The organism is Dyadobacter linearis (genome assembly GCF_907165045.1).
Taxonomy (GTDB): Bacteria; Bacteroidota; Bacteroidia; order Cytophagales; family Spirosomataceae; genus Dyadobacter; species Dyadobacter linearis.
This window is the reverse complement of the sequence record NZ_CAJRAU010000004.1, coordinates 83339-104000: the sequence shown is the minus strand read 5'-3', so window position 1 is coordinate 104000 and position 20662 is coordinate 83339. Positions and strand designations below refer to the sequence as shown.

The 20662-nt window shown below is 46.5% G+C and carries 18 protein-coding genes; 7 read left to right on the top strand and 11 right to left on the bottom strand.

Annotation, left to right across the window (positions count from 1 at the left end; all coding sequences use genetic code 11):
- Nucleotides 1-32: 32 nt before the first annotated feature.
- The 6 genes from KOD92_RS14975 to KOD92_RS14950 form a co-directional block, all read right to left on the bottom strand.
- Nucleotides 33-644, bottom strand: a complete 612-nt coding sequence (locus KOD92_RS14975) for a YceI family protein (RefSeq protein WP_229254685.1) — start codon at nucleotides 642-644, stop codon at nucleotides 33-35.
- Nucleotides 645-728: 84 nt separating this feature from the next.
- Complete coding sequence (locus KOD92_RS14970) at nucleotides 729-1295, bottom strand: RBBP9/YdeN family alpha/beta hydrolase (RefSeq protein WP_229254684.1); 567 nt, start codon at nucleotides 1293-1295, stop codon at nucleotides 729-731.
- Between the two features lie 26 nt (nucleotides 1296-1321).
- Nucleotides 1322-2296: a formylglycine-generating enzyme family protein gene (locus KOD92_RS14965; protein WP_229254714.1), complete on the bottom strand. Its 975-nt coding sequence runs from the start codon at nucleotides 2294-2296 to the stop codon at nucleotides 1322-1324.
- 140 nt (nucleotides 2297-2436) lie between these two features.
- Entirely contained in the window at nucleotides 2437-3876 is a 1440-nt protein-coding gene (locus KOD92_RS14960; protein WP_215234390.1) for a phytoene desaturase family protein, read from the bottom strand.
- Nucleotides 3877-3882: 6 nt separating this feature from the next.
- Complete coding sequence (locus KOD92_RS14955; RefSeq protein WP_215234389.1) at nucleotides 3883-5451, bottom strand: sulfatase family protein; 1569 nt, start codon at nucleotides 5449-5451, stop codon at nucleotides 3883-3885.
- A 189-nt stretch (nucleotides 5452-5640) separates the two neighbouring features.
- The gene (locus KOD92_RS14950) at nucleotides 5641-6204 is read right to left on the bottom strand and encodes a DUF4142 domain-containing protein (protein WP_215234388.1); all 564 of its coding nucleotides are present in this window, start codon (nucleotides 6202-6204) and stop codon (nucleotides 5641-5643) included.
- 203 nt (nucleotides 6205-6407) lie between these two features.
- Between KOD92_RS14950 and KOD92_RS14945 the strand changes: the two genes are divergently transcribed.
- The 5 genes from KOD92_RS14945 (at nucleotide 6408) to KOD92_RS14925 (ending at nucleotide 11701) form a co-directional block, all read left to right on the top strand.
- Complete coding sequence (locus KOD92_RS14945; RefSeq protein ID WP_215234387.1) at nucleotides 6408-6851, top strand: response regulator; 444 nt, start codon at nucleotides 6408-6410, stop codon at nucleotides 6849-6851.
- Between the two features lie 27 nt (nucleotides 6852-6878).
- Nucleotides 6879-7490 carry a biliverdin-producing heme oxygenase gene (locus KOD92_RS14940; RefSeq protein ID WP_215234386.1) on the top strand — a complete coding sequence of 204 codons (612 nt, stop codon included), beginning with the start codon at nucleotides 6879-6881 and terminating at the stop codon, nucleotides 7488-7490.
- 19 nt (nucleotides 7491-7509) lie between these two features.
- Nucleotides 7510-9795 carry an ATP-binding protein gene (locus tag KOD92_RS14935; RefSeq protein WP_215234385.1) on the top strand — a complete coding sequence of 762 codons (2286 nt, stop codon included), beginning with the start codon at nucleotides 7510-7512 and terminating at the stop codon, nucleotides 9793-9795.
- A 189-nt stretch (nucleotides 9796-9984) separates the two neighbouring features.
- Entirely contained in the window at nucleotides 9985-11091 is a 1107-nt protein-coding gene (locus KOD92_RS14930; RefSeq protein ID WP_215234384.1) for a DNA topoisomerase IB, read from the top strand.
- Nucleotides 11092-11230: 139 nt separating this feature from the next.
- The gene (locus tag KOD92_RS14925; RefSeq protein ID WP_215234383.1) at nucleotides 11231-11701 is read left to right on the top strand and encodes a ferritin-like domain-containing protein; all 471 of its coding nucleotides are present in this window, start codon (nucleotides 11231-11233) and stop codon (nucleotides 11699-11701) included.
- An 86-nt stretch (nucleotides 11702-11787) separates the two neighbouring features.
- On the opposite strand, the gene KOD92_RS14920 is transcribed toward KOD92_RS14925, so the two are convergent.
- The 5 genes from KOD92_RS14920 to KOD92_RS14900 form a co-directional block, all read right to left on the bottom strand.
- Nucleotides 11788-12432: a LolA family protein gene (locus tag KOD92_RS14920; RefSeq protein WP_229254683.1), complete on the bottom strand. Its 645-nt coding sequence runs from the start codon at nucleotides 12430-12432 to the stop codon at nucleotides 11788-11790.
- Nucleotides 12433-12564: 132 nt separating this feature from the next.
- Nucleotides 12565-15093 carry an FtsK/SpoIIIE family DNA translocase gene (locus KOD92_RS14915; protein WP_215234382.1) on the bottom strand — a complete coding sequence of 843 codons (2529 nt, stop codon included), beginning with the start codon at nucleotides 15091-15093 and terminating at the stop codon, nucleotides 12565-12567.
- A gap of 42 nt (nucleotides 15094-15135) precedes the next feature.
- Nucleotides 15136-16167 carry a quinone-dependent dihydroorotate dehydrogenase gene (locus KOD92_RS14910; protein ID WP_215234381.1) on the bottom strand — a complete coding sequence of 344 codons (1032 nt, stop codon included), beginning with the start codon at nucleotides 16165-16167 and terminating at the stop codon, nucleotides 15136-15138.
- A 76-nt stretch (nucleotides 16168-16243) separates the two neighbouring features.
- On the bottom strand, nucleotides 16244-16720 hold the full coding sequence (locus KOD92_RS14905; protein ID WP_215234380.1) for a hypothetical protein: 477 nt from the start codon (nucleotides 16718-16720) through the stop codon (nucleotides 16244-16246).
- Nucleotides 16711-16920 carry a hypothetical protein gene (locus KOD92_RS14900; protein WP_215234379.1) on the bottom strand — a complete coding sequence of 70 codons (210 nt, stop codon included), beginning with the start codon at nucleotides 16918-16920 and terminating at the stop codon, nucleotides 16711-16713. Before KOD92_RS14900 ends, KOD92_RS14905 begins: the two co-directional genes overlap by 10 nt.
- A gap of 270 nt (nucleotides 16921-17190) precedes the next feature.
- Here KOD92_RS14900 and KOD92_RS14895 point away from each other — a divergent pair, with 270 nt between their 5' ends.
- Nucleotides 17191-19617 carry a TonB-dependent receptor domain-containing protein gene (locus KOD92_RS14895; RefSeq protein ID WP_229254682.1) on the top strand — a complete coding sequence of 809 codons (2427 nt, stop codon included), beginning with the start codon at nucleotides 17191-17193 and terminating at the stop codon, nucleotides 19615-19617.
- 263 nt (nucleotides 19618-19880) lie between these two features.
- The gene (locus tag KOD92_RS14890) at nucleotides 19881-20594 is read left to right on the top strand and encodes a hypothetical protein (RefSeq protein ID WP_215234378.1); all 714 of its coding nucleotides are present in this window, start codon (nucleotides 19881-19883) and stop codon (nucleotides 20592-20594) included.
- The last annotated feature ends 68 nt before the right edge of the window (nucleotides 20595-20662 follow it).

The following is a 20662-nucleotide window of genomic DNA, read 5'->3' as shown; positions in this document are numbered from 1 at the left end:
ACCGGATTTTCTATTTCAAAGAAAAACTAAGATTATTTGTTTGCAACCAGATTCACGTCCAATGTAAAATCGTTGTCGATCGCCTTATCTCCCAGGTTTTCGAAGAAATTGGACGAGCGGAATTTGATATCATACTTGGTGCGGTCGATCTTCACTTTCGCATTCGCAGTTACTTTCTGCGCGTCGGTCTTTACAGTTGCAGGAAATTTCACTTCCTCCGTAATGCCTTTGATCGTCAGCTTTCCGGCTACGTCGTAGTTATTGCCGCCTTTTGGAGTCACAGAAGAGATCACGAGTTTCGCCTGCGGATGTTTTTCAACCGAGAAAAAATCATCGCTTTTCAGGTGACCAGTCAGCTTACCGTTCATTTCCTTGTCGGTAATGTCTGTAACGACCAGATTTTTCAGGTCCGCCACAAAATTGCCGCCTTTCAGTTTGTCTCCGTCTACGATCAGGCTGCCACTTTCCAGCGGTACGGTACCTGCGTGTGTGCCGGTTACTTTTTTAGCGCCCCAGGTTACACTGCTGCTTTTAGTGTCCACCTTCAAAGTTTTGTCTGCGGCCTTCGTCTTGCCAGGTCCATCGGCGATCGCTGCTACGTTGAACAACAAGCCAGCCATTGCGAAAAGAAACATTTTCTTCATTGCTCCATCGGTTTAAGTGTAGAAAGATTTTTTTGTAATATAAAAAGATATAGTGAAAATACGCAGGGCTCACCTGCAATTCCGTTACGGTAACTTTTCCTGTCCGGTTGCGTGGGACAGTAATATACGTTGTCCCGCCAGTTGTTGCAATATTTCCTTTCCCTCCGACCAGTCTCCCAGGCCGGAAACTGCATTGATATGTCCTTTTTTACCCAGATTAATAAACTCACTGCCCCAGCTGTCGGCAAAATGCTGAGAGCGGGCAATCGTGGCATACATATCATTCGTGCTGGCGACCACAATGCTCGGAAAACGTAGCTTAACCGTCGGGATCGGCGCAAAACCGATCACAAAATTCAGTCTTTTGGATAGATCAGCATCGGCTGGCGCTACCAATAATGCTCCTTTGATTTTGTCAGAAGAATGCTCCTGGGCCCAATGCGCAACGGTAATGCAGCCAAGGCTGTGCGCTACCAGAATCGTCGGCCCGGTCAGTTCGCTGATCTGCTTTTGCAACTGCGCAACCCAGTCTGTTTTCACCGGCCAGTCCCAGTTTTCCTGCATTACCCGACTAAAAAGCGCCGGATACTGCTGTTCCCAGATCGTTTGCCAATGCTGCGGTCCTGAGCTTGCCAGGCCAGGTATATTCATGAAGTGCATTTGGATCGTATTTATTCCTACAATTTTTTATTCATCACACAACGGAAACCCAGGTTATTGCTCCCGCTTGTTACTTCGCCTTTTCCGCGACTGCCGGCTTTGTAACGAATGCAATAATCGTCACTGCACAGGAACGAGCCGCCACGCTGCACGCGTTTTACAGCGCCTGGTTCGTCTGGATCAAAGCTGTCGCCCGGGCCTTTCGGATTCGATTTCGCACTTTTTTGGTAATAATCAGGGCGATAAAAGTCTTCACACCATTCCCACACATTTCCGTCCATATCGTACAATCCGTAACCATTCGCCGGAAATGTCTGCACTGGCGCGGCGGTCAGGTAACCGTCTTCCTGCGTGTTTTTATCTGGAAAACTCCCCTGGTAAATATTGGCTACCCACTTGTTGCCGGGTTTCAGTTCGTCGCCCCAGTAATACGTATGGTTTCCTTTTCCGCCCTGCGCCGCGTATTCCCATTCCGCTTCGGTAGGCAGGCGTTTTCCAGCCCATTTCGCATAAGCGGCCGCATCTTCGTAGGAAACGTGGGTTACCGGAAAATTCTCCCGGCCCTTGATCGAGCTTTGCGGCCCCTCGGGATGTGCCCAGCTTGCTCCGGGCACGTAATTCCACCATTGCAAAGGATTGTCCATACTTACCTTCGAGGCGGTAGGTGTAAAAACGGCCGAGCCGGGAACGAGTTTATCGGCTGGCACGCCCGGATAATCCGCGGGATTCAACGGGCGCTCGGCTACGGTTTTGTAATTGGTAGCTTTCACAAATGCAGCAAATTCTGCATTGGTAACTTCATGCGCATCCATATAAAATCCGTCGACGGTCACTTCGTGCATCGGGCGGGAATCGGGAAATTCATCGGCGCCCATCAGAAACTTTCCTCCGCCGATCCACACCATTCCGGCAGTATCGCCTGAACCGGCTGTGATCTGTACTGCATTTGCAATAGCCGCCGCCCGGGAAGGAATACCTTCGGAAATGCACATAGCCAGGCTGTCTGCTTTCCGCTCTTCCGCAGTTTGCTTATTCCCACAGCCCAATGCAACTACCGCAAGAGCCGCTGTCAATGCACATTTTACCGGAAGTTCACTTTTCAAAAATCTCATATTTAACTAAAAACTAATCCTTAAAACGGTATCTGAATCTTAAATATATCCTTCAAAGCCTGGCTCGCAGCATGGTAGCCGCACATCCCGTGCACACCGCCTCCCGGAGGTGTGGAGGACGAACATATATATATGTTGGAAGCGGAAGTGCGGTACGGTGAAACGCTCAGTACCGGCCGCGAATACAACTGAAATATATCCTGTACGCCGCCATTGATATCGCCACCAATATAATTCGGATTGTAAGCTTCGATCTGCGCCGGCCCCATTATGTGTTTTTCTTTAATCAAATCTTTAAAACCGGGCGCGACCAGCTCGATCTGATTTTCGATAGCTGCGGTCATATCGCGGGTAGAGCCGTTTGGAACGTGGCAATATGCCCAGGCGGTGTGCTTGCCTTCCGGTGCCCGCGTAGGGTCGAACGCACTTTGCTGAGCCAGCAAAATGAATGGTTTGTCAGACTCAATATGCTTTGAAATGCCGCTTTCGTATCGCGCAATATCCTCAAATGTATTACCTAAATGTACCGTCCCTGCTCCTTTGCAAACCTCGGAAGTAAACGGTATCGGCTCGTCCAATGCCCAGTCCACTTTGAAAACGCCGGATCCGTAACGATAGCTGTTGAGGCGACCGCGGTAGGAGGCGCTAAGTTCGTCTGCGGCAATGCGGGCGAGCTGTTTTGGCGTCACATCCATTAAGATCACTTTCGATTCAGGCAGCTCTTTCAGATTATTGACCAAAAACCCTGTTCGTACTTCTCCGCCCAGCGAAATGAAATAATCGGAAAGCGCATTGGCGAGCGACTGACTTCCCCCCTTCGGCACCGGCCAGCCGTATAAGTGCGCCGCAGCAGCCAGCATGATACCAAATGCAGACGTCGCTACATTTTCAAGCGGTTGAATCGAGTGCGCCGCCATTCCCGCCCACAATCCCCGCGCCTCTTTGGTCTTGAACCGGTTCACAGACCACGTAGCGGGCGGCAATGCTTTTAATCCAAACTTAGCCAATGCAACAGGATGTTCGGGAAAAGTAAATGGCCCCAGCAAACCTGGTAACAGCCTGGGCATATCTTCCAGAAGCGGGCCCATAAAGTCAAGATAAGCCTGCTCGTCCGTACCCAGGCCGCGAGCGGTTTTTTCGAGTGACTGGTGTAATAATGCAGCCGATCCGTCGTCGAATGCGTGTGCGGCTGCGTAAGTTGGCTGGATAAATTCCACTCCGAAATCCTGCAAAGGAACACTCTGAAAAAACGGAGACATCAATGCCATCGGGTGGATCGCCGAGCAAATATCATGGAGATATCCAGGCAGTGTCAGCTCCGCCGACCGCATTCCTCCGCCAACCGTATCTTTTCCTTCTACGATCAGAACCGAAAGGCCCTGACGCTGTAAAGTAATACCCGCAGCCAGGCCATTCGGGCCGGTGCCAACTACAATCGCGTCATATCGGTTTCGCTCCATGTTAAATTACTTTTTGGCCGAAGCCAGGATTTTCAGCGCTTCTTCATCCTTATATTCATTCATCAGCACTTTCAGTTTTGCCTTCAAATCTGCTGAAATCGCTTCTGCTCCTTTGGTACCATATATATTGTTGACTTCCGTCGGATCTTTTTGCAGGTCGAAAAGCTCCCATGAATCGGCTCCTCCATAGAAATACGCCAGTTTATAGCGATTGGTGCGCAAGCCAAAATGCGGGTAAACATGGTGCGGGTCCGGAAATTCATAGTAGTGATAATAGGCTTCTTTCCGCCAGGGAACCTGCGCTGTGCGCGTTTCCTTCAAAAGGGGCAGGAAGGATTTCCCCTGCATATCTGCCGGTATTTTCGCACCAGCGATATTAAGCACGGTAGGCGCCCAGTCTATATTCATGGTCAGATCTTCCGTTCTCGTTCCTGGCTTGATCACACCTGGGTAACGGATCACAAAAGGCGTTTTTAGCGATTCTTCGTAAATAAAGCGCTTGTCAAACCAGCCGTGCTCGCCCAGATAGAAACCCTGATCGGATGCGTAAATAACTACCGTATTTTTAGCTAAACCACTTTTATCCAGATAGTCCAGCAGGGTACCGATATTCCTGTCGAGCGACTTGGCCACTGCGTAATAGTCTTTGAGATAACGCTGGTATTTCCACTCGGTCAGTGCTTTTCCCGTCAATTTTTTTTCATGAAACTCCTTTGTGATCTTGTCGTAATACGCCTTGAATACCTTTTTTTGTTCTGGATTAAAACGTTTGTAAGTCCAGTCTTTTTCATAATCCAAATCTATTTTCAGATCCTGTTTAAGGCGCATCGTCTTTTCAATGGACATATCCTGATTTAATGCAGCTGCTCTTCCTTTATATTCATCATAAAAATTCGCAGGGACAGGAAAATCAATTTTATCGTAAGCACCCAGGTCCTGCAAGTCGGGAAGCCACTCGCGGTGGGTAGCTTTATGCCCAACGATCAGGAAAAAAGGTTTCGAATTATCCCGTTTGTCAAGCCACTCGGTCGAGAGCTGCGTGATTACATTGGACACATAGCCGGTGTATTTGGTGGTATCATTCGGCTGGCCAATAAAGTCGGGATTATAGTAGCTCCCCTGCCCGGGCAACACGTTCCAATAGTCAAATCCTGCCGGTAGGCTATTCAAATGCATTTTTCCGATCCAGGCGGTCTGATATCCGCTGTTTCTCAAAGTCTCTGAAAGCAGCGTCTGGTTGGTATTGAAACGCGTATTATCATTACGCTTGTATCCATTCATATGGCTGTATTTACCAGTCAGCAAAGTGGCCCGGCTTGGTCCGCAGATGGAATTTGTTACAATATTATTAGTGAGCAGCGCGCCTTCTTTGGCAATACGGTCAATATTGGGGGTTTGAACAAGCTTATTTCCATACGCACTGATCGCCTGATAGGCGTGGTCGTCGGAGAAAATGAAGATGATATTCGGCTTAGAGTTGGTTTGAGCTGCGGCCTGTAAGCCGGCAAACGTGAGAACAGCAATCAATAAGTACCTGAAAGGCAGCAAGAAATGGTTGGGATAGGTAGAAAACATAATACTCTATTAAATAGATAGACAAAATAAGGTTATTAAAAAGTATTTATCAAACGTTTCCTCGATTTAGTAGGGTTTCGGATGTACCAAAATTAGTATTCAATATTACTTCCTGTTAAATAAGTGATTTTTAAATAAAAAAAGCCGGATCCTTTATGGACCCGGCTGACTGCTTTGCTATAAATCAGCTTATTTCTGAGCGTCTTTGATTTTTTGCGCCATTTCAAGATGGTGTTTCAATGCAGGGACCTTGCCTGCCGCCCATGATTTTACATCAGGATCTTTCGCGTCTTTGGCCGCTTCTTCAAACTCGCTGATATCTTCTTTGTGATCATCCACCATAAAAGAGATATACGCTTTATCGAAGTCAGCGCCTTTTTTCGCTGCCAGATCATCATATTTCTTTTGCTTGTCATCGCTCAATGCCATAGGCAATGTGATGTTTTTTTGCTGCGCCAAAGCTTTCAGCTCGTCGTTTGCTTTTCCGTGGTCGGTCACCATTTGTTCACCGAATTTCTTCACCTCAGCATTCACTGCGGCAGTTTTAGCCAGCTCGCCCAGCTTCACTTCCATCATGCCACCGTCGGCTGCTGCCACTGCGAATTCCGAATCATCTTCGAGCGTGGTGTCGTCCAGTTTCTGCTCATTTTGTTCTTCTGCAACGTCCTTGGTATCTTCTGTTTTATTGCTATTACACGCAGAAAATGCCATCATAGCGGCAAGTGCCAAAGAACCTATTGTTATCTTTTTCATAATCATTTTCATTTTTTTGTGATGCTGGTTTACTATTTTTAAAAAAGCATGCCAACTGCAAATCAGGAAAAAGGGTTTTGAAGCGTTTATTTGGAAAAGAAAATATTATTTTTGCGTTTCGGCCATTCACTGGCAGGAGAGCCTTCAACCTACTATCTGTTCAAAATAACCTACAAGCAGAGCGGCCCCACCCGCAAATAAGAATGAAACACGATAAACATTTTCGTATCCTGCTCGCTGACGATGATGATGATGATACCTTTTTGTTTCGCGAAGCACTGGAACAGGTTTCATTTGAATCGCAATTATTCACGGCGGCAAATGGCATGGAGCTGATGGACACGATCGTCAAAGACAGCATTAATCCGGACCTCATTTTCCTGGACATGAATATGCCGGTAAAAAATGGGCTGGAATGTCTGGAAGAGATCAGGGCGACCCCGGGATTTGAAAAAACACCTATTGTTGTTCTTTCCACTTCCGTCGCGCAATATCTGTGGGAATCCGCATATAAAGGTGGCGCGAACCTGTATATCCAGAAACCAACCAGCTTTTCGGGGCTTGTTAATGTACTTCATAAGTGCCTCTTCCAAAGTCTGATCAAAGACGAAGCTGCTCCCATGGAACAATTTTTGATTACCAATTAACTTTGTCAGGTTTGAAAATGCATTCTTATGAATGAAGTAACTGTTTCTGTAAAAGATCAGGATTCTTTTATTAAAACGCTTAGAAACGTAACGGCCGAAAGCCACCAGAATTTAGAAGATAATCCAATATCAAGAGCATTACTTGATCCGGATGTGACCCTGGCCAACTATCAGTTGTATCTGTCCAAAATCTACGGTGTTATACTTGCTTGTGAAAAGCAGATCTTCCCTCTCCTGACGGATATTGTGCCGGATTTGGGCGAGAGACACAAATCACATTTGATTATAAAAGATCTGGAAGCTACCGGCATGCCAGCACAGGATACAGCCGCATTGCCGCTGCACCAATTCGAATTTGACGGTGTATCAGAAGCAATGGGCATTATGTATGTACTGGAAGGTTCCACATTGGGCGGCAAGATTATATTCAAGCATATTCACGAAAAGCTCGGCTTGACGCCAGAAACCGGCGCAGCGTATTTTTGGGGCTACGGTACCCAAACCGGGATTTTATGGAAATCCTTCATTTCCGTGTTTACCCAATTTGCAGATAACAGTAATGACCAGCCCGGCATTATTGATAGTGCCAAACAAACATTTACAGTTATTGATAATTGGCTAAGCGGCAGAAATAGTTAGCCGAAATGAACGTGTCGAAATGAACATTAAGAATATTGTAAACCGGGATATTGTTAACCTGACGAACTGTGAAAGCGAACCTATCCACATTCCTGGCAGCATACAGCCACACGGTTTCCTCCTCGGCATAAATAAAAACAACTCGAAGATCGAATTCAGCAGCGAAAACTCAGCTGATTATATTGGTCTTACCCCGGAAGTCATTTTGGGAAAAACCCTGGCCGAAATCTTCACGGAAGAAGAGGCCAGCGGATTTGTTGAATACGTTAGTGCGGCCGTTATTGACACTGCAAAACCGTATGTGTTCTCCATGAAAGAGGAATTGTACAACACAACGGTGCATCAGAGCGGAGAGACGATAATACTTGAATTCGAGCCTTTTCCCGACGGGACTTTAAATCTCCCAAACCTGTATAACCAGACCAGGAAGTTTGTTTCCATTATGGAAAAAGCGACCTATATGAAAGAGCTTTGTCAGGAGATCGTGAATGAAACGCGCGAAATCACGGGCTACGACCGGGTTATGGTTTACAAATTCGACGCAAACTATAACGGGGAAGTGATTGCAGAAAGCCGGAATAAAGACGTGGCTTCTTTTGAAGGTCAAAAATACCCGCATACCGATATTCCGGTACAGGCGCGCGAGCTGTATATCCGCAGCCCGCTGCGGATGATCGCGGACGTGAGCTACAAGCCAGTACCGCTGCTGACACTCGACGACGCAGCCGGGAAAAGCAACAAATCGCTTGATCTGAGCCTGTCGATATTAAGGAGTGTTTCGCCCATACATATTGAATATCTGATGAATATGGGAGTAGCCGCAACGCTTACCATTTCCCTTTTGCAAAATCAGAAATTGTGGGGACTGATCGCCTGCCACCATTATTCGCCTAAAATACTCCCGCATTATACCCGACTTTCAGCTTTACTTCAAGGCCATTTCCTGACCTCGCAGATCGCTGTAAGAGAAGTGGCGGAAGAGTTTGAGGTAACTCAGGAAGTGGATAAGGCGCTCAGCGAATCCCTGACTTTACTGCACGATCACGACGATTTCATCGAGGCTTTTCACCAGGCTCCATCGGTTTTGAAAATGGCCAATGCGACCGGCGTAGTTATTTATTACAATGGAAAACTCTATAAAAACGGGCAGGTACCAGCCGACGAGGAGCTGATCCCGCTGTTGGAGCACCTGGCAGCGAATTATAATTCTCACGGCATTCACACCGAGCACTTGCTCGGCATTTACCCGGAAGGAAAATCACTTTCCAGATACGCGGCAGGGATTATTTATCACGCGATTCCATCCGGTTCGCATGCTGGCATATTGTGGCTGCGCAGTGAAAAAATCGAGACGATCAAATGGGCTGGCAATCCGCACAAGGCTGTACTGCCCAATGAAGCAGGGGACAGACTTTCTCCACGTAAGTCTTTCGAACTGTGGGCGGAGGAGGTAAAAGATCTGAGCGAAACCTGGCGCAAATCTGAGATCAATGCAGCCGCAAACTTCTCTTTTTCTTTGCAAAAACACGTCAATCTTCGTCTGATCCGCACGCAGGAAGATAAAAACAGGATACTGAACGAAGAGCTGAAAAGTGCTAACAAAGAACTGGCCAACCTTAACTGGATCAGCACCCACGATTTGAAAGAGCCGCTTCGCAAAATCCAGATATTTGCTTCTAAGGTCCTTGACCGCGAAGATCCAGATCTTTCTGCGCAGGTAAAGGATTCTGTGGAACGGATGCGGTTTGCTGCCGAAAAAATGCAGTTGCTGATCGAAGATATCCTCTCCTATTCCAAGACTGGAAATATGGAAAAGGTGTATGAAAAAGTGGATCTGAACAATATTTTATCGGAAGTATTACAGGAACTGAGTACGGTTATCGAGGAGAAAAAAGCAGTAGTTCATGCCGACAAGCTGCCCGAGCTGGCTGTGATCCCTTTCCAGGTTCGTCAGTTGTTTATCAACCTGATCAGCAATGGTATCAAGTTTACCGCCCCGCATATTCACCCTGAGATCAATATTACTGTCGACGAAGTGAGTGGAGAGGATATTAGTCACGAAAAATCGGTGGGTAACACAAGGTATTGCCGGATCTCTTTTGCCGATAACGGCATTGGGTTCAGCGAAGAATATAAGGAAAGGATATTCGACGTTTTCCAGAGACTGCATCCTGCCCACAAATATCCCGGAAGCGGAATCGGGCTTGCTATCTGCAAGAAGATTATGGAAAACCATAAAGGTTTTCTGACCGCCTCTTCCGAGCCTGACAAAGGTTCGGTATTCCAGGTTTACTTTCCCGTCTGATCAAGCTGCGCTAATTTTTAAAACTGAGTATATACTTCCTCAGGTCAATCTGAAAAGATTCGGGCTGAGGATTTTTGTTTAGTACCGAGCCGCTGAATGCTTTCATAAGTGGCATTTTCCCGCGTCGCGGTTTCCCGTTTTCAACTGGTACTAATTTGGTAATAACAACCGAAATTTAACGGAAATGAAATGCAACCAGTCGCAATCGGGACGCTCACACAAGTACCTGAAATATCAGCCAGGCAATTTAAGAAGTTAAGGAAGGATCCGGCGCTGACAGCCGCGGCCGTGGGACTCAATTATATCAAGTCTGGCTTTGCGCCGGGATACCTGAGGAAAGGTAAGTCTCCGCGCTTTTACTATACAGATCAAAAAGGGAACCGGGTAAAAGATAAGGAAGCAATCAAACGTATCAGATCGCTTGTGCTGCCGCCTGCCTGGAAGGATGTTTGGATCAGCAGCGACCCGGACGCGCATTTGCAGGCAACCGGAACTGACGACGCTGGCAGAAAGCAATACCGGTACCACCCGCAATGGAACCTGATCCGCAACCAGGCCAAATACTTTCGGTTATTAACCTTTTCGGAAGCTTTGCCAAAACTGCGTGAACAGGTGGAACACGATCTGAGAAAACGCGATTTTGACCTGAATAAGTCGATTGCCTTGGTCGTAAAACTGATGGACAAAACCTGTATCCGGGTCGGGAATCAGCGGTATAAATTAAAGCATGGTTCTTCGGGCATTACCACACTTGACTCAAAATGCGCGACAGTTACCGGCAGCCGGATCCGGTTTGTATTTAAGGGTAAAAAGGGTGTAAAACAGGATATTACCCTGCGGGATACGCAGCTTGCGCGGCTGGTGAAACTATATAAAGAAATGCCCGGGAAGCGGCTTTTTCAATATACAAATGAAGCCGGCGGCAAATGTGCGCTGTCTGCGGCGCAGGTGAACGATTATATCCGGGAACACACCGGCTCTCATTTTTCCGCCAAAGATTTCAGGACCTGGATGGGAACTGTTACTGCCTTCGAATACCTGAGTACGCAGGAAAAGGCACCGTCGCAGCGCCAGCTGACGCGCACACTGAATACCTGCCTGGATGTGGTGGCAGCCCATTTGGGAAATACCAGGGCAGTATGCAAAAAATATTACGTGCACCCCGCGATTTTCCGGGCTTACGAGCAAGACAAGATCAGGAAATATGCGGACAAGGAAGTGGAGGAAATAAACCAGTTTTCAACGTCTGAGCAGCGGGTAAAAATGCTGCTTGGTAACCCGAAAGCCTTGAACTGACCTGCTGGCACTGATTCATTTAAGCCTTTCCCAAACAAAAAATTCCAATGCGCTTAGCGCCTAAACCTGAAATGGCACAGCATTTTTAGGTGGGTCGAAAGTCAAAACAAAAATTTATCAACACTAAAAAACATAAGTTATGGAAACCAATGAAAATCTTGTTGAGGTTCTCAACGACCTGATTAAAATTAATAATGATAGAATTGAAGGATACGAAAGAGCGATCAATGAAGTAGAAGATATTGACGTCGACCTGAAAGGTATATTTCAAAAAATGGCAAATGAGAGCCGCCAGAATATCAATGAGCTAAGTGCGGAAGTACGTAACCTCGGTGGTGAAATTGAAACGGGCACTACGAATTCAGGCAAGATATACAGGGTTTGGATGGATATTAAAGCAACTTTCACCGGCCACGACAGAACTTCCGTCCTGGAAAGCTGCGAATATGGTGAAGATGCGGCGCAGGAAGCTTACGACGATGCATTGGCCACCGATGCCGACCTGCCTGTGGACATCAGACAGATCATCGCCAACCAGAAAGCGGAATTATTGGAATCGCACAACCTGATCAAGAAATACAGGGATTTGCACCAGGCAGTTAAAAGCTGATCTGATAGTCATGCGAATACACGCTAAATAAAAAAGGCGGGATCTGATCGATCCCGCCTTTTTGTGCTTTTCAGGTACCCTGAATTTTACCGAAGATCAACTACTTCAACTCCCGGATATTGCTTCGCATTGAATGTGAAATAAGTGTCTGCTACTGTCACGTCAGGCTGAAACTGATCCACTTTGTACAATACTTCCTGCCCGTTTTTCTGAAATATTTTCCAGCTATTGATAGACTTATCAGCCTTATTAACCTCAATCTGCACCTTATCTACCTGACTGCTTTTGTTGGTAGAAGTAAGCTCCACCACTTCCAGTACTTTGGCGCCTTCCTTTTTCTCTTTCAGGAATGCGTATTTAAAACCTTTTTTATAGGCTGAATAAATTCTTGTCGGGTCAAGGTCGCCGCCGGCAGTCGGATCGAAATCCTGCAAGTTGACTTCGTTTGTTTCTTTAATATAAGTGGCCATTAATTTACCGTCGTTGAAGATCTCCTGACCCGCCATTTTCAGCCTGAACTTCGTTCCTTTCACGGTAGCCTCACCTTTCAGCGGTTTGCCGCCTTCCGGAAGATAAGTAAATGCTGCTTTGAAGGATTTGATCTTCTGGTACTTATTGCTCATCGCTTCCAGGATCGCCGATGACTTTTTGTCGCCCTGAGCAAATGCACTGCCGCCGAGAAAAACAAAGAGTACAGCAAGCAGGAATGCATTCATTTTCAGATTTTTCATAACGAGGTTTCTAGTGAGTAAAAATTAAAATGCTTGATTAGGAGATATTACAAAATTTAGACCATCGCCGAAAAGGATGGTTTAACGCGAGATCCGGTATGTCAACAGATTGTGCTTTGCAAGAGATGAATGCTAGTGGACGCCCATTACCCGAAGGTGTTCTTCCAGGCCGCTCAGGTCGTGGAACATCACGTCCCTCGCTTTGCTTCCTGTGAAAGGCCCCACTACACCGAGCACTTCCAGCTGGTCCATAATACGACCGGCGCGGTTGTATCCAAGCTTCATTTTGCGCTGGATCAGCGAAGTACTTCCCTGCTGGTGGGTTACGATCAGGCGGGCTGCGTCGGGCAACAATGCGTCAAAATCGTCCGGGTTAAGGTCTGCTTTTCCTTCTGCGGCATCTTCCCCTTCATATTCCGGCAATGCATACGCTTCATCATAGCCGCGCTGACTGCCGATAAATTCGCAGACATCCTCGATTTCACGGGTATCAATAAACGGACATTGCAGGCGGATCACCTCCGAGTTGATCGCCAGGAGCATATCTCCCTGACCGACTAGCTGCTCCGCGCCGCCCATATCCAGAATGGTACGTGAATCAATGCTGGAAGTAACGCGGAAAGATAAACGGGCCGGGAAGTTGGCTTTGATCAAACCGGTAATCACTTTCACGGAAGGCCGCTGCGTAGCCACAACCAAGTGAATACCAACAGCCCGCGCGAGCTGCGCCAAACGTGCGATCGGCGTTTCGACTTCCTTGCCGGCTGTCATCATTAAATCCGCCAACTCATCGATTACAAGTACAATATATGGAAGGAAGCGGTGGCCTTTTTCGGGATTAAGTCTTCTCTGGGCAAATTTCGCATTGTATTCTTTCAGGTTCCGCACCGCAGCTTCCTTCAAGAGATCGTAGCGGGAATCCATTTCGATACAAAGGGAATTCAATGTAAAAATCACCTTTTTGGTATCGGTAATGATCGCCTCTTCTGCATTGGGAAGCTTGGCCAGGAAGTGTCTTTCCAGTTTGTTGAAAAGCGTAAGTTCCACCTTTTTCGGGTCGACCAGTACAAATTTCAGCTCAGCTGGGTGCTTTTTGTAGATCAGCGAAGCCAGGATCACGTTCAATCCTACTGACTTACCCTGTCCGGTAGCTCCTGCCATAAGCAAGTGGGGCATTTTGGCAAGGTCTACAATATGGATTTCGTTGGAAATGGTTTTTCCAAGAACAATAGGCAGGTCATAATTTGATTTCAGGAAACGCTCATTAGATAGAACGGAGCGAGCAAAAACGGTTTCCCTATTCTTATTTGGTACCTCAATACCAATGGTACCACGCCCGGGCATCGGCGCGATGATCCTGATCCCCAGCGCCGCAAGACTTAATGCAATATCTCCTTCCAGGTTTTTGATCTTGGAAATCCTGACACCCGCTTCCGGGATAATTTCATATAAAGTAACAGTCGGCCCGATCGTGGCTTTGATCTTGGAAATATTGATCCCATAACTTCCAAGTGTGTCGACGATCTTGGTTTTGTTACTTTCAAGTTCTTCCTGACTTACTTTTTCGTGGTGATTTTCAAATACTTCATTCAATAAATCAACCCTTGGAAATTGATAGGAAGGCAGATCCAGCATCGGGTCATATTGGCCGAACTCGCGCAGGATCGAAGCGTTTACATCCTCATCCTCAAATTCCTCCGTTTCCTGAACAGCTATGTGCGTGGTATCTTCCACTTCCAGTTCCAGTTTCGCGTCGACCGGGGCTGTAATAACAGGAACCACGGGAGCTATCGGAATAACGGGCAGGACAGGAGCAGCTACCGGCGTTTCTTCCTCCACCTCCAATATCAAACCAGCCTTTTCAGGCTTTTCCTGACCGTTGGTTGCAGGAAGTTCATCATCATAGGTATCATTTAATACCGATGCGTAGGTACTGACCGGCTCTGCAACTTTTGGCTGAGGAGCTTCCGCAGCCGCAGTTCCATTGAGTTCGGGAGTAACTTCCGGCTTCGCATTTTTTGCCTGCCACGCATCATAAGCTGACCTGGCGTCGTAAAAGAATACAGCAAAAACGAACAATGCGAATATGATCGGAATGATACTTCCCCATTTGAGCCAGTCAAAAAGCGTGACATTGATAATGTAACCAATACCACCCGAAACGAAGCTCATGGTACTTTCGGAGTTGCTCATCAGGATAATGTAACCCATCAGCGCACTGATCCACAATGTAAAAAAGATTACTTCCTTGGTAGTTCTGTTCAGCGGGATGATCTCTTTGTCGAAAGCCATTTTCCAGCCGGCAACAATAGGGACCAGCGGCAATAGCAGCGCGCCTACGCCGAACCATCTGTAAACAAAGAAATGGGAGATTACCGCACCCAGCACACCGAAGAAATTGCGCGTTTGCCTGCCCGCGTCGCGAACCGACTGCTGACCCAGACCGTCGATCACACTCTGGTCTGAAATACCGGTGACGAGGTAGGAAATGAATGCGATTTCAAGAAATATCCCAAGTAATATAAAGAATGTACCCCAGGCCAATGTGCCTTTGGGACTCGAAAAAATTTGCTCCCAGTCAAAAGAAAAGCGAATGCGGGACTCCGCAGTTTCCTCTGCTTTCGGACGTTGTGTGTTTCCTCTCGGCTTATTGACAGACATTTATTTCAACTCTGGGATGCGTGAATGCTTATTTTGTAACTCTTATTGCCTGACCATCGCCTTGCAAATCCTTTTAACGAGCCCCGGGCCTTCGTAGATGAATCCGGTGTAAAGTTGAATCAATGCGGCTCCTGCATTTGTTTTCTCCAAGGCTTCTCCCGGCGAGGCTATTCCACCGACGCCAATTACAGGAAATGCATGATTCGATTTGTCGCAAAGGTAACGAATTACTTCCGTTGACCGATGTGTGAGCGGCGCGCCGCTTAGTCCGCCCGCCCCGATTTTTTCCACTTCGCTCTTGTCGGTGCGAAGGTTTTTCCGCTCTATTGTAGTATTGGTTGCAATCACTCCGGCGATCCCGGTTTCTTTCACGATATCAATGATATCGTCAAGCTGGCTGTTCGTCAGATCCGGAGCAATCTTTAAAAATATAGGTTTTGGATGAAATTTCTCGCGATTCTTTGTCTGGAGTTCTTTTAACAAAGCAGTAAGCGGTCCTTTTTCCTGCAGATCGCGCAGGCCCGGCGTGTTAGGCGAACTCACATTGACTACAAAATAATCCACCACATCAAATAGCTCGCGAAAACAGATCAGGTAATCTTTCAATGCCTCCTCGTTCGGGGTATCCTTATTCTTGCCGATATTCCCTCCTACCATGATCCGGGATTTACGTGTCGCCAGCTTCGCCGAAGCTACTGCCGCTCCCTTGTTATTAAATCCCATCCTGTTGATGAGCGCCTTATCTTTCTTTAATCTGAACAATCTGGGTTTATCATTCCCGGGCTGAGGCCGCGGGGTGACGGTTCCGATTTCAATATACCCAAACCCTAATGCTTCAAGCTGATCGACCATTTCTGCGTTTTTGTCAAAACCGGCGGCAAGTCCTACGGGATTTCTAAAACGCAAACCGGCCACTTCCGTTACCAGATCAGGATGCTCGAAAGTATACAGCCACCGAAGCAACTGCGGTACAAACGGAATCTTGAATGCAACATGCAATACTTCCACAACGAAGTAGTGAATCCGCTCAGCGTCAAACAGGAAAAGTATAGGGGAGATGAGAATTTTATACATGCTGCAAAAATAGGGTGTTTCACAGCAAGGGGTCGAAGCAAAGGGAATTTATTTTCTAAATCAATACAGATCCTAACTACTCCTTTCGTTTTGCCAGCTCTTCCAGCATTTGATCAATCATCACAACGTCACTAAGATCTTTTGGCCGCCGTGAAAGTAACTTAGCTTCCCTCAGGTCATTGATATGAATAAAAAGGATTTCCCCGGCTGAGGTAGTAAAAGCCCGCGCTCTTTTGCGACAGACATCATATTCCATTCTAAAATGAATAGACGTCAGAATGTCAATAGGTCCTTCCAGGCGAAGTACTTGCGGCACACCAAAATCCAGCTCTTCAATTCTGACAAGCTCCTCCGATTCATACTCCAAACTTTCCAGTGTTAGGAGCAGTTTTGTCTTGTTGTCAATTGAGGGCCTTATCCACACATCTGCATCCTGAGTAAATCTTGGAATTCCATGCATAGCAAGCGCAAGCCCTCCTACAAGCAAGTAGTCAAGTTCGCATTCAGTTGCTGCCTTTACGAAATTCAGGAATTCACTATTTTCTAGATCCACTCCGGTTTGCTGATAATGATTTTCTTTTTACCGTTCAACGACACATTGCTTTTTACACTTTCAGGAAACAACTCTTTGTGGAATTTACGAAGTTGCCAAAATTTCTCCCAACGTTCTTCCAATGTAGATTCGATGTTTTGACGGAGCTGGTCGGCGTCGAGTGCTTCGAAAGATTCGTAAACCTTAATTTTCTTCCCCATAATCTTACATTAAATGCCACTTTACAAATATAACGATCACATTAACTTTCCGGAAAATCTTCTGTAAGTTCCAGGGCGGTATTGTACTACAATATTTCCTGATCTTTATTTTTTTATAATTTCATGTAATTCTTTCCGGCAAAAGCGCGTTACGATTATTCAGGTAACTTTGCATTTCCGCTCCATTTCTGGTGCTTTTTTAGTCTCTCCACACTATTCGTTCCGAATTCTGACAACTTTACTCCTGATAAAAATTAAAATCCTATACCCGTGATCAAATTTACTTTCCTGAATCTTCTATTAGTTTTTGCAATTCCAGTAAGCCTTTCTGCAAGCAGCATTTCCAGTTTTTCAGATCCCGCTCCGGTAACGTCACCGGTTGTAGACGGAGGTAAGCTGGTAGGTAAGGTTGTGGAGTCGCCGGCGGGTGCTGCGGTGAGCTTTGCGACGGTTGCGCTCCTGGCTGCGAAGGATTCTTCTATTACAGACGGGGTGGTGACGGATGAAAATGGCGTTTTCGCAATGTCCAATGTAGCCGCAGGAAGCTATTTGCTGCGCATCACCAATATGGGTTATCAGACGCTTTTCGTCCCGAATATCCGCGTTTCTCCCGAAGCAAACCTGATCGATCTCGGTTCTATTACATTGATACCCGAGGCCCAGAAACTGGCGGAGGTTTTGGTTAGAGGTGAAAAAAGTATGATCGTTGATGATATTGATAAAAAGATCGTCAACATCGGAAAGGATATGCTCGCGACGAGTAATAATGTGAGTGACCTGCTGGAAAAAGTGCCGGCTGTTTCCCTAGATGAAAATGGAAATCCGCAGGTTCGGGGAAAAGGAAATGTGGTGGTTTTGATCGACGGAAAACCTTCGAACCTGTACGGAAGCGACCTGCCTACTATATTACAATCCTTCCCCGCCAACCTGATCGAGCGGATAGACGTTATGACGACGCCCTCGGCGAAATATGAAGGAGAGGGAGCTTCGGGTGTGATTGATATCATTACCAAAAAATCAAAGATCCGCGGTACAAATGGTGGGATCCGCATTGGGTTGGGAAATAAGAACAACCACAATGCGTCCGGGAATATCAGCTACCGTGCAGGTAAGCTGGGTGTTAATGCTTCACTGAGCGGGCAAAGTCGCGGAATGACGTGGAAAAGAACATTGAACCGTGAAAATTTAATTTCTGAAAATACCTCACTGCTTGAACAAACCGGTACCGGTGACAATTCCGGCAAAAACGTGTTCGGCCGCGTTGGGGTAAATTATGATTTTAATGAAAAAAACACGCTGGAAGTGGGTATGAACTATTCTGGCAACAACAGCAAGAATAACAGCAACCTGCTGAATGAGACCAGTGATGCCACCGGTTTTGTATACGAAAGTTTCCGCCGCCTCAACAATAGCACCGGGGGTGGAAATAATATGAATTTCAACCTCGACTACCGCAAAAAGTTCGACGATAAAGATCACCAGTTTACCTTCACGACCAGTTACTCGCTCGGAGAGTCGGACGGGGAATCCTATTTCGTTCAGGAAAGCGCGATCGACAGTTTGATGCGAAACCAGCAGAACCTCCGCGACAACAACCGGAACTCGCTCTTTATCAATACCGACTACACCTGGCCTATTACTCCAAAAGCAACGCTTGAAGCAGGATTAAGAACCCGTATGAGCTCGAACAATAATACCAATTCCTTTTATAATATGGACAAGGAAACGGGCGCTTATGAATTTGACGAAAACATCAGTAATATATTCGGGTACCGCGATGCGACCTACACAGGTTTTATGACATTTTCCCAAAAAACCGACCTGTGGGGAATGCGGGCCGGACTGCGTGTGACGGACTACAACCAGGAAATTGATCAGATCAGCGCCAACCGCGAATTCACCGTGCACTTTCTGACCTTGGTACCCTCCCTCGCACTGACTCGAAAACTAGGTGAATCTTCTCAGATAAAACTGAATTACAGCCGCCGCGTGCAACGCCCGGAGGCCGATTGGCTGAACCCGTTTACAGACGTTTCCGATCCGCGAAATATCAAATCCGGTAACCCGAACCTGCGTCCTGAGTTTACGCACAAAGCAGAAATGGGCTATTCGAACTATGAGGAATCAGGCGGTTTTGGCCCGTCGCTATTCATGGACTATTCCAACAACGCGATCACGCAGATCAGGACCATCGATGAAAGCGGCGTTTCCCTGACTCGGTACGACAATGTGGGTCGCGAACTTTCTTATGGTTTTGAAACGGATTTTTCACAAAAAATAGGAGAAGTACTTAAACTGAACGGCAGCGGCCGCGTATTCCGCAGTGAGGTAGTTTCACAATTAGCCCAGATCGACAACCGTACATGGAGTTACTCAGGTAATTTGAACGCATTTATCACCCTACCTGCCGATTTCCGGGCTTCGGCTTACGTGAATTATGAAGGTCCGCGCGCGATTGCACAGGGAACACGCGAGGGTGTATTTATCGCCAATATGGGCATCAGAAAGGACTTGCTGGAAAAGAAGGCGACTATATCTTTTAATGTGCAGGATATCTTTTTGTCGAGAGCATATAAAAGTCAGCTGAATACGGCTACCTATTCGCAGGCTTCGCATTGGCAGCAGACAAATCGCCAGGTCAACCTTACCTTTCAATACCGTTTCGGCAAGATCTCGGCGAGCGGCGACGATGCTTAACAAACGTTAACAAGGAAATATAATGGAAAGGAAGAGCGTCGATTGCTCTTCCTTTTTTGGTTTTATTGCTATTCTAATGGACAATATACGGTTTCCGCCTCCGATGGAATGGTTTTTGCAATTCCCAAGAAACGCAGGTTAGGAGCAGTTGGAATTCGGCGTAATTAAACCTCAGGTAAGTATACTGATCTAAAATGTTGTAAATAGTCGTGAGATACAAGTATGTTCACAGACAACATTTTAACCAAAAACATTTGATCCACATGAAAAATACATTGAGAATTTTAGCCGCACTATTGCTGATCAATACCGCATCGTTTGCCCAAAAAATACCCGCTGATTCTGTTTTTGCCAATTTTTACAAGGCGACTGGTGGAAAAGCACTTTGGGACGGGGTTAAATCTTACAGCCTGAAAAGAAGTTATTCAGCTGCCGCGGCTGCCCCATACGACGCCAATATCACGGTTTCCCTTCCTGATCAATCCATACATAAATCTAAAACCATCATGAAACGCAGCTTCGTGTACACTGTAAAAGGTAACGAAGGGTGGATCAAAGTGCCGATCGGGCAGCGGATGGATGTGAAGGACCTGAGCCAGGCAGAACAACAAAACATGCGTCTGGAAATGTATGATATCCTGGCGCCTTTCATTAATTACAAGAACAGGGGATTGATTGCTACCACGGTTGGTACTGAAACATTAAATGGTGTGCAGGTAAATCACGTGGAATTGCAGGGAAAGGGTGCGAAATACAACCTTTACTTTGATGCAAAATCGGGCTTGCTGGTTCGTCAGAGAGAAACTCAGGCGGGCGTTGAAACCACTACGGATATGTCGGATTATGTAAAATCAGCATACGGAATTTCGTTTCCATCGAAGTTGGTAGAGATCAATTCAGTGGACAAAAAACCGGTGACGATCAAGTCGGCAGTGACGGTGAATGCACCTGTTAATGTAGAGTTGTTTAAAAGATAATTAATTGAAATACAAAAGATTAATACTGGATAGCCGGACATAGCGCCGACTGTCCAGATTTTTTATAA

Bases quoted from the DNA above. Each gene is read 5' to 3' on its own strand.
- KOD92_RS14975 (WP_229254685.1), bottom strand. From the start codon at position 644: ATGAAGAAAATGTTTCTTTTCGCAATGGCTGGCTTGTTGTTCAACGTA.
- KOD92_RS14970 (WP_229254684.1), bottom strand. From the start codon at position 1,295: ATGAATATACCTGGCCTGGCAAGCTCAGGACCGCAGCATTGGCAAACG.
- KOD92_RS14965 (WP_229254714.1), bottom strand. From the start codon at position 2,296: ATGTGCATTTCCGAAGGTATTCCTTCCCGGGCGGCGGCTATTGCAAAT.
- KOD92_RS14960 (WP_215234390.1), bottom strand. From the start codon at position 3,876: ATGGAGCGAAACCGATATGACGCGATTGTAGTTGGCACCGGCCCGAAT.
- KOD92_RS14955 (WP_215234389.1), bottom strand. From the start codon at position 5,451: ATGTTTTCTACCTATCCCAACCATTTCTTGCTGCCTTTCAGGTACTTA.
- KOD92_RS14950 (WP_215234388.1), bottom strand. From the start codon at position 6,204: ATGAAAAAGATAACAATAGGTTCTTTGGCACTTGCCGCTATGATGGCA.
- KOD92_RS14945 (WP_215234387.1), top strand. From the start codon at position 6,408: ATGAAACACGATAAACATTTTCGTATCCTGCTCGCTGACGATGATGAT.
- KOD92_RS14940 (WP_215234386.1), top strand. From the start codon at position 6,879: ATGAATGAAGTAACTGTTTCTGTAAAAGATCAGGATTCTTTTATTAAA.
- KOD92_RS14935 (WP_215234385.1), top strand. From the start codon at position 7,510: ATGAACATTAAGAATATTGTAAACCGGGATATTGTTAACCTGACGAAC.
- KOD92_RS14930 (WP_215234384.1), top strand. From the start codon at position 9,985: ATGCAACCAGTCGCAATCGGGACGCTCACACAAGTACCTGAAATATCA.
- KOD92_RS14925 (WP_215234383.1), top strand. From the start codon at position 11,231: ATGGAAACCAATGAAAATCTTGTTGAGGTTCTCAACGACCTGATTAAA.
- KOD92_RS14920 (WP_229254683.1), bottom strand. From the start codon at position 12,432: ATGAAAAATCTGAAAATGAATGCATTCCTGCTTGCTGTACTCTTTGTT.
- KOD92_RS14915 (WP_215234382.1), bottom strand. From the start codon at position 15,093: ATGTCTGTCAATAAGCCGAGAGGAAACACACAACGTCCGAAAGCAGAG.
- KOD92_RS14910 (WP_215234381.1), bottom strand. From the start codon at position 16,167: ATGTATAAAATTCTCATCTCCCCTATACTTTTCCTGTTTGACGCTGAG.
- KOD92_RS14900 (WP_215234379.1), bottom strand. From the start codon at position 16,920: ATGGGGAAGAAAATTAAGGTTTACGAATCTTTCGAAGCACTCGACGCC.
- KOD92_RS14890 (WP_215234378.1), top strand. From the start codon at position 19,881: ATGAAAAATACATTGAGAATTTTAGCCGCACTATTGCTGATCAATACC.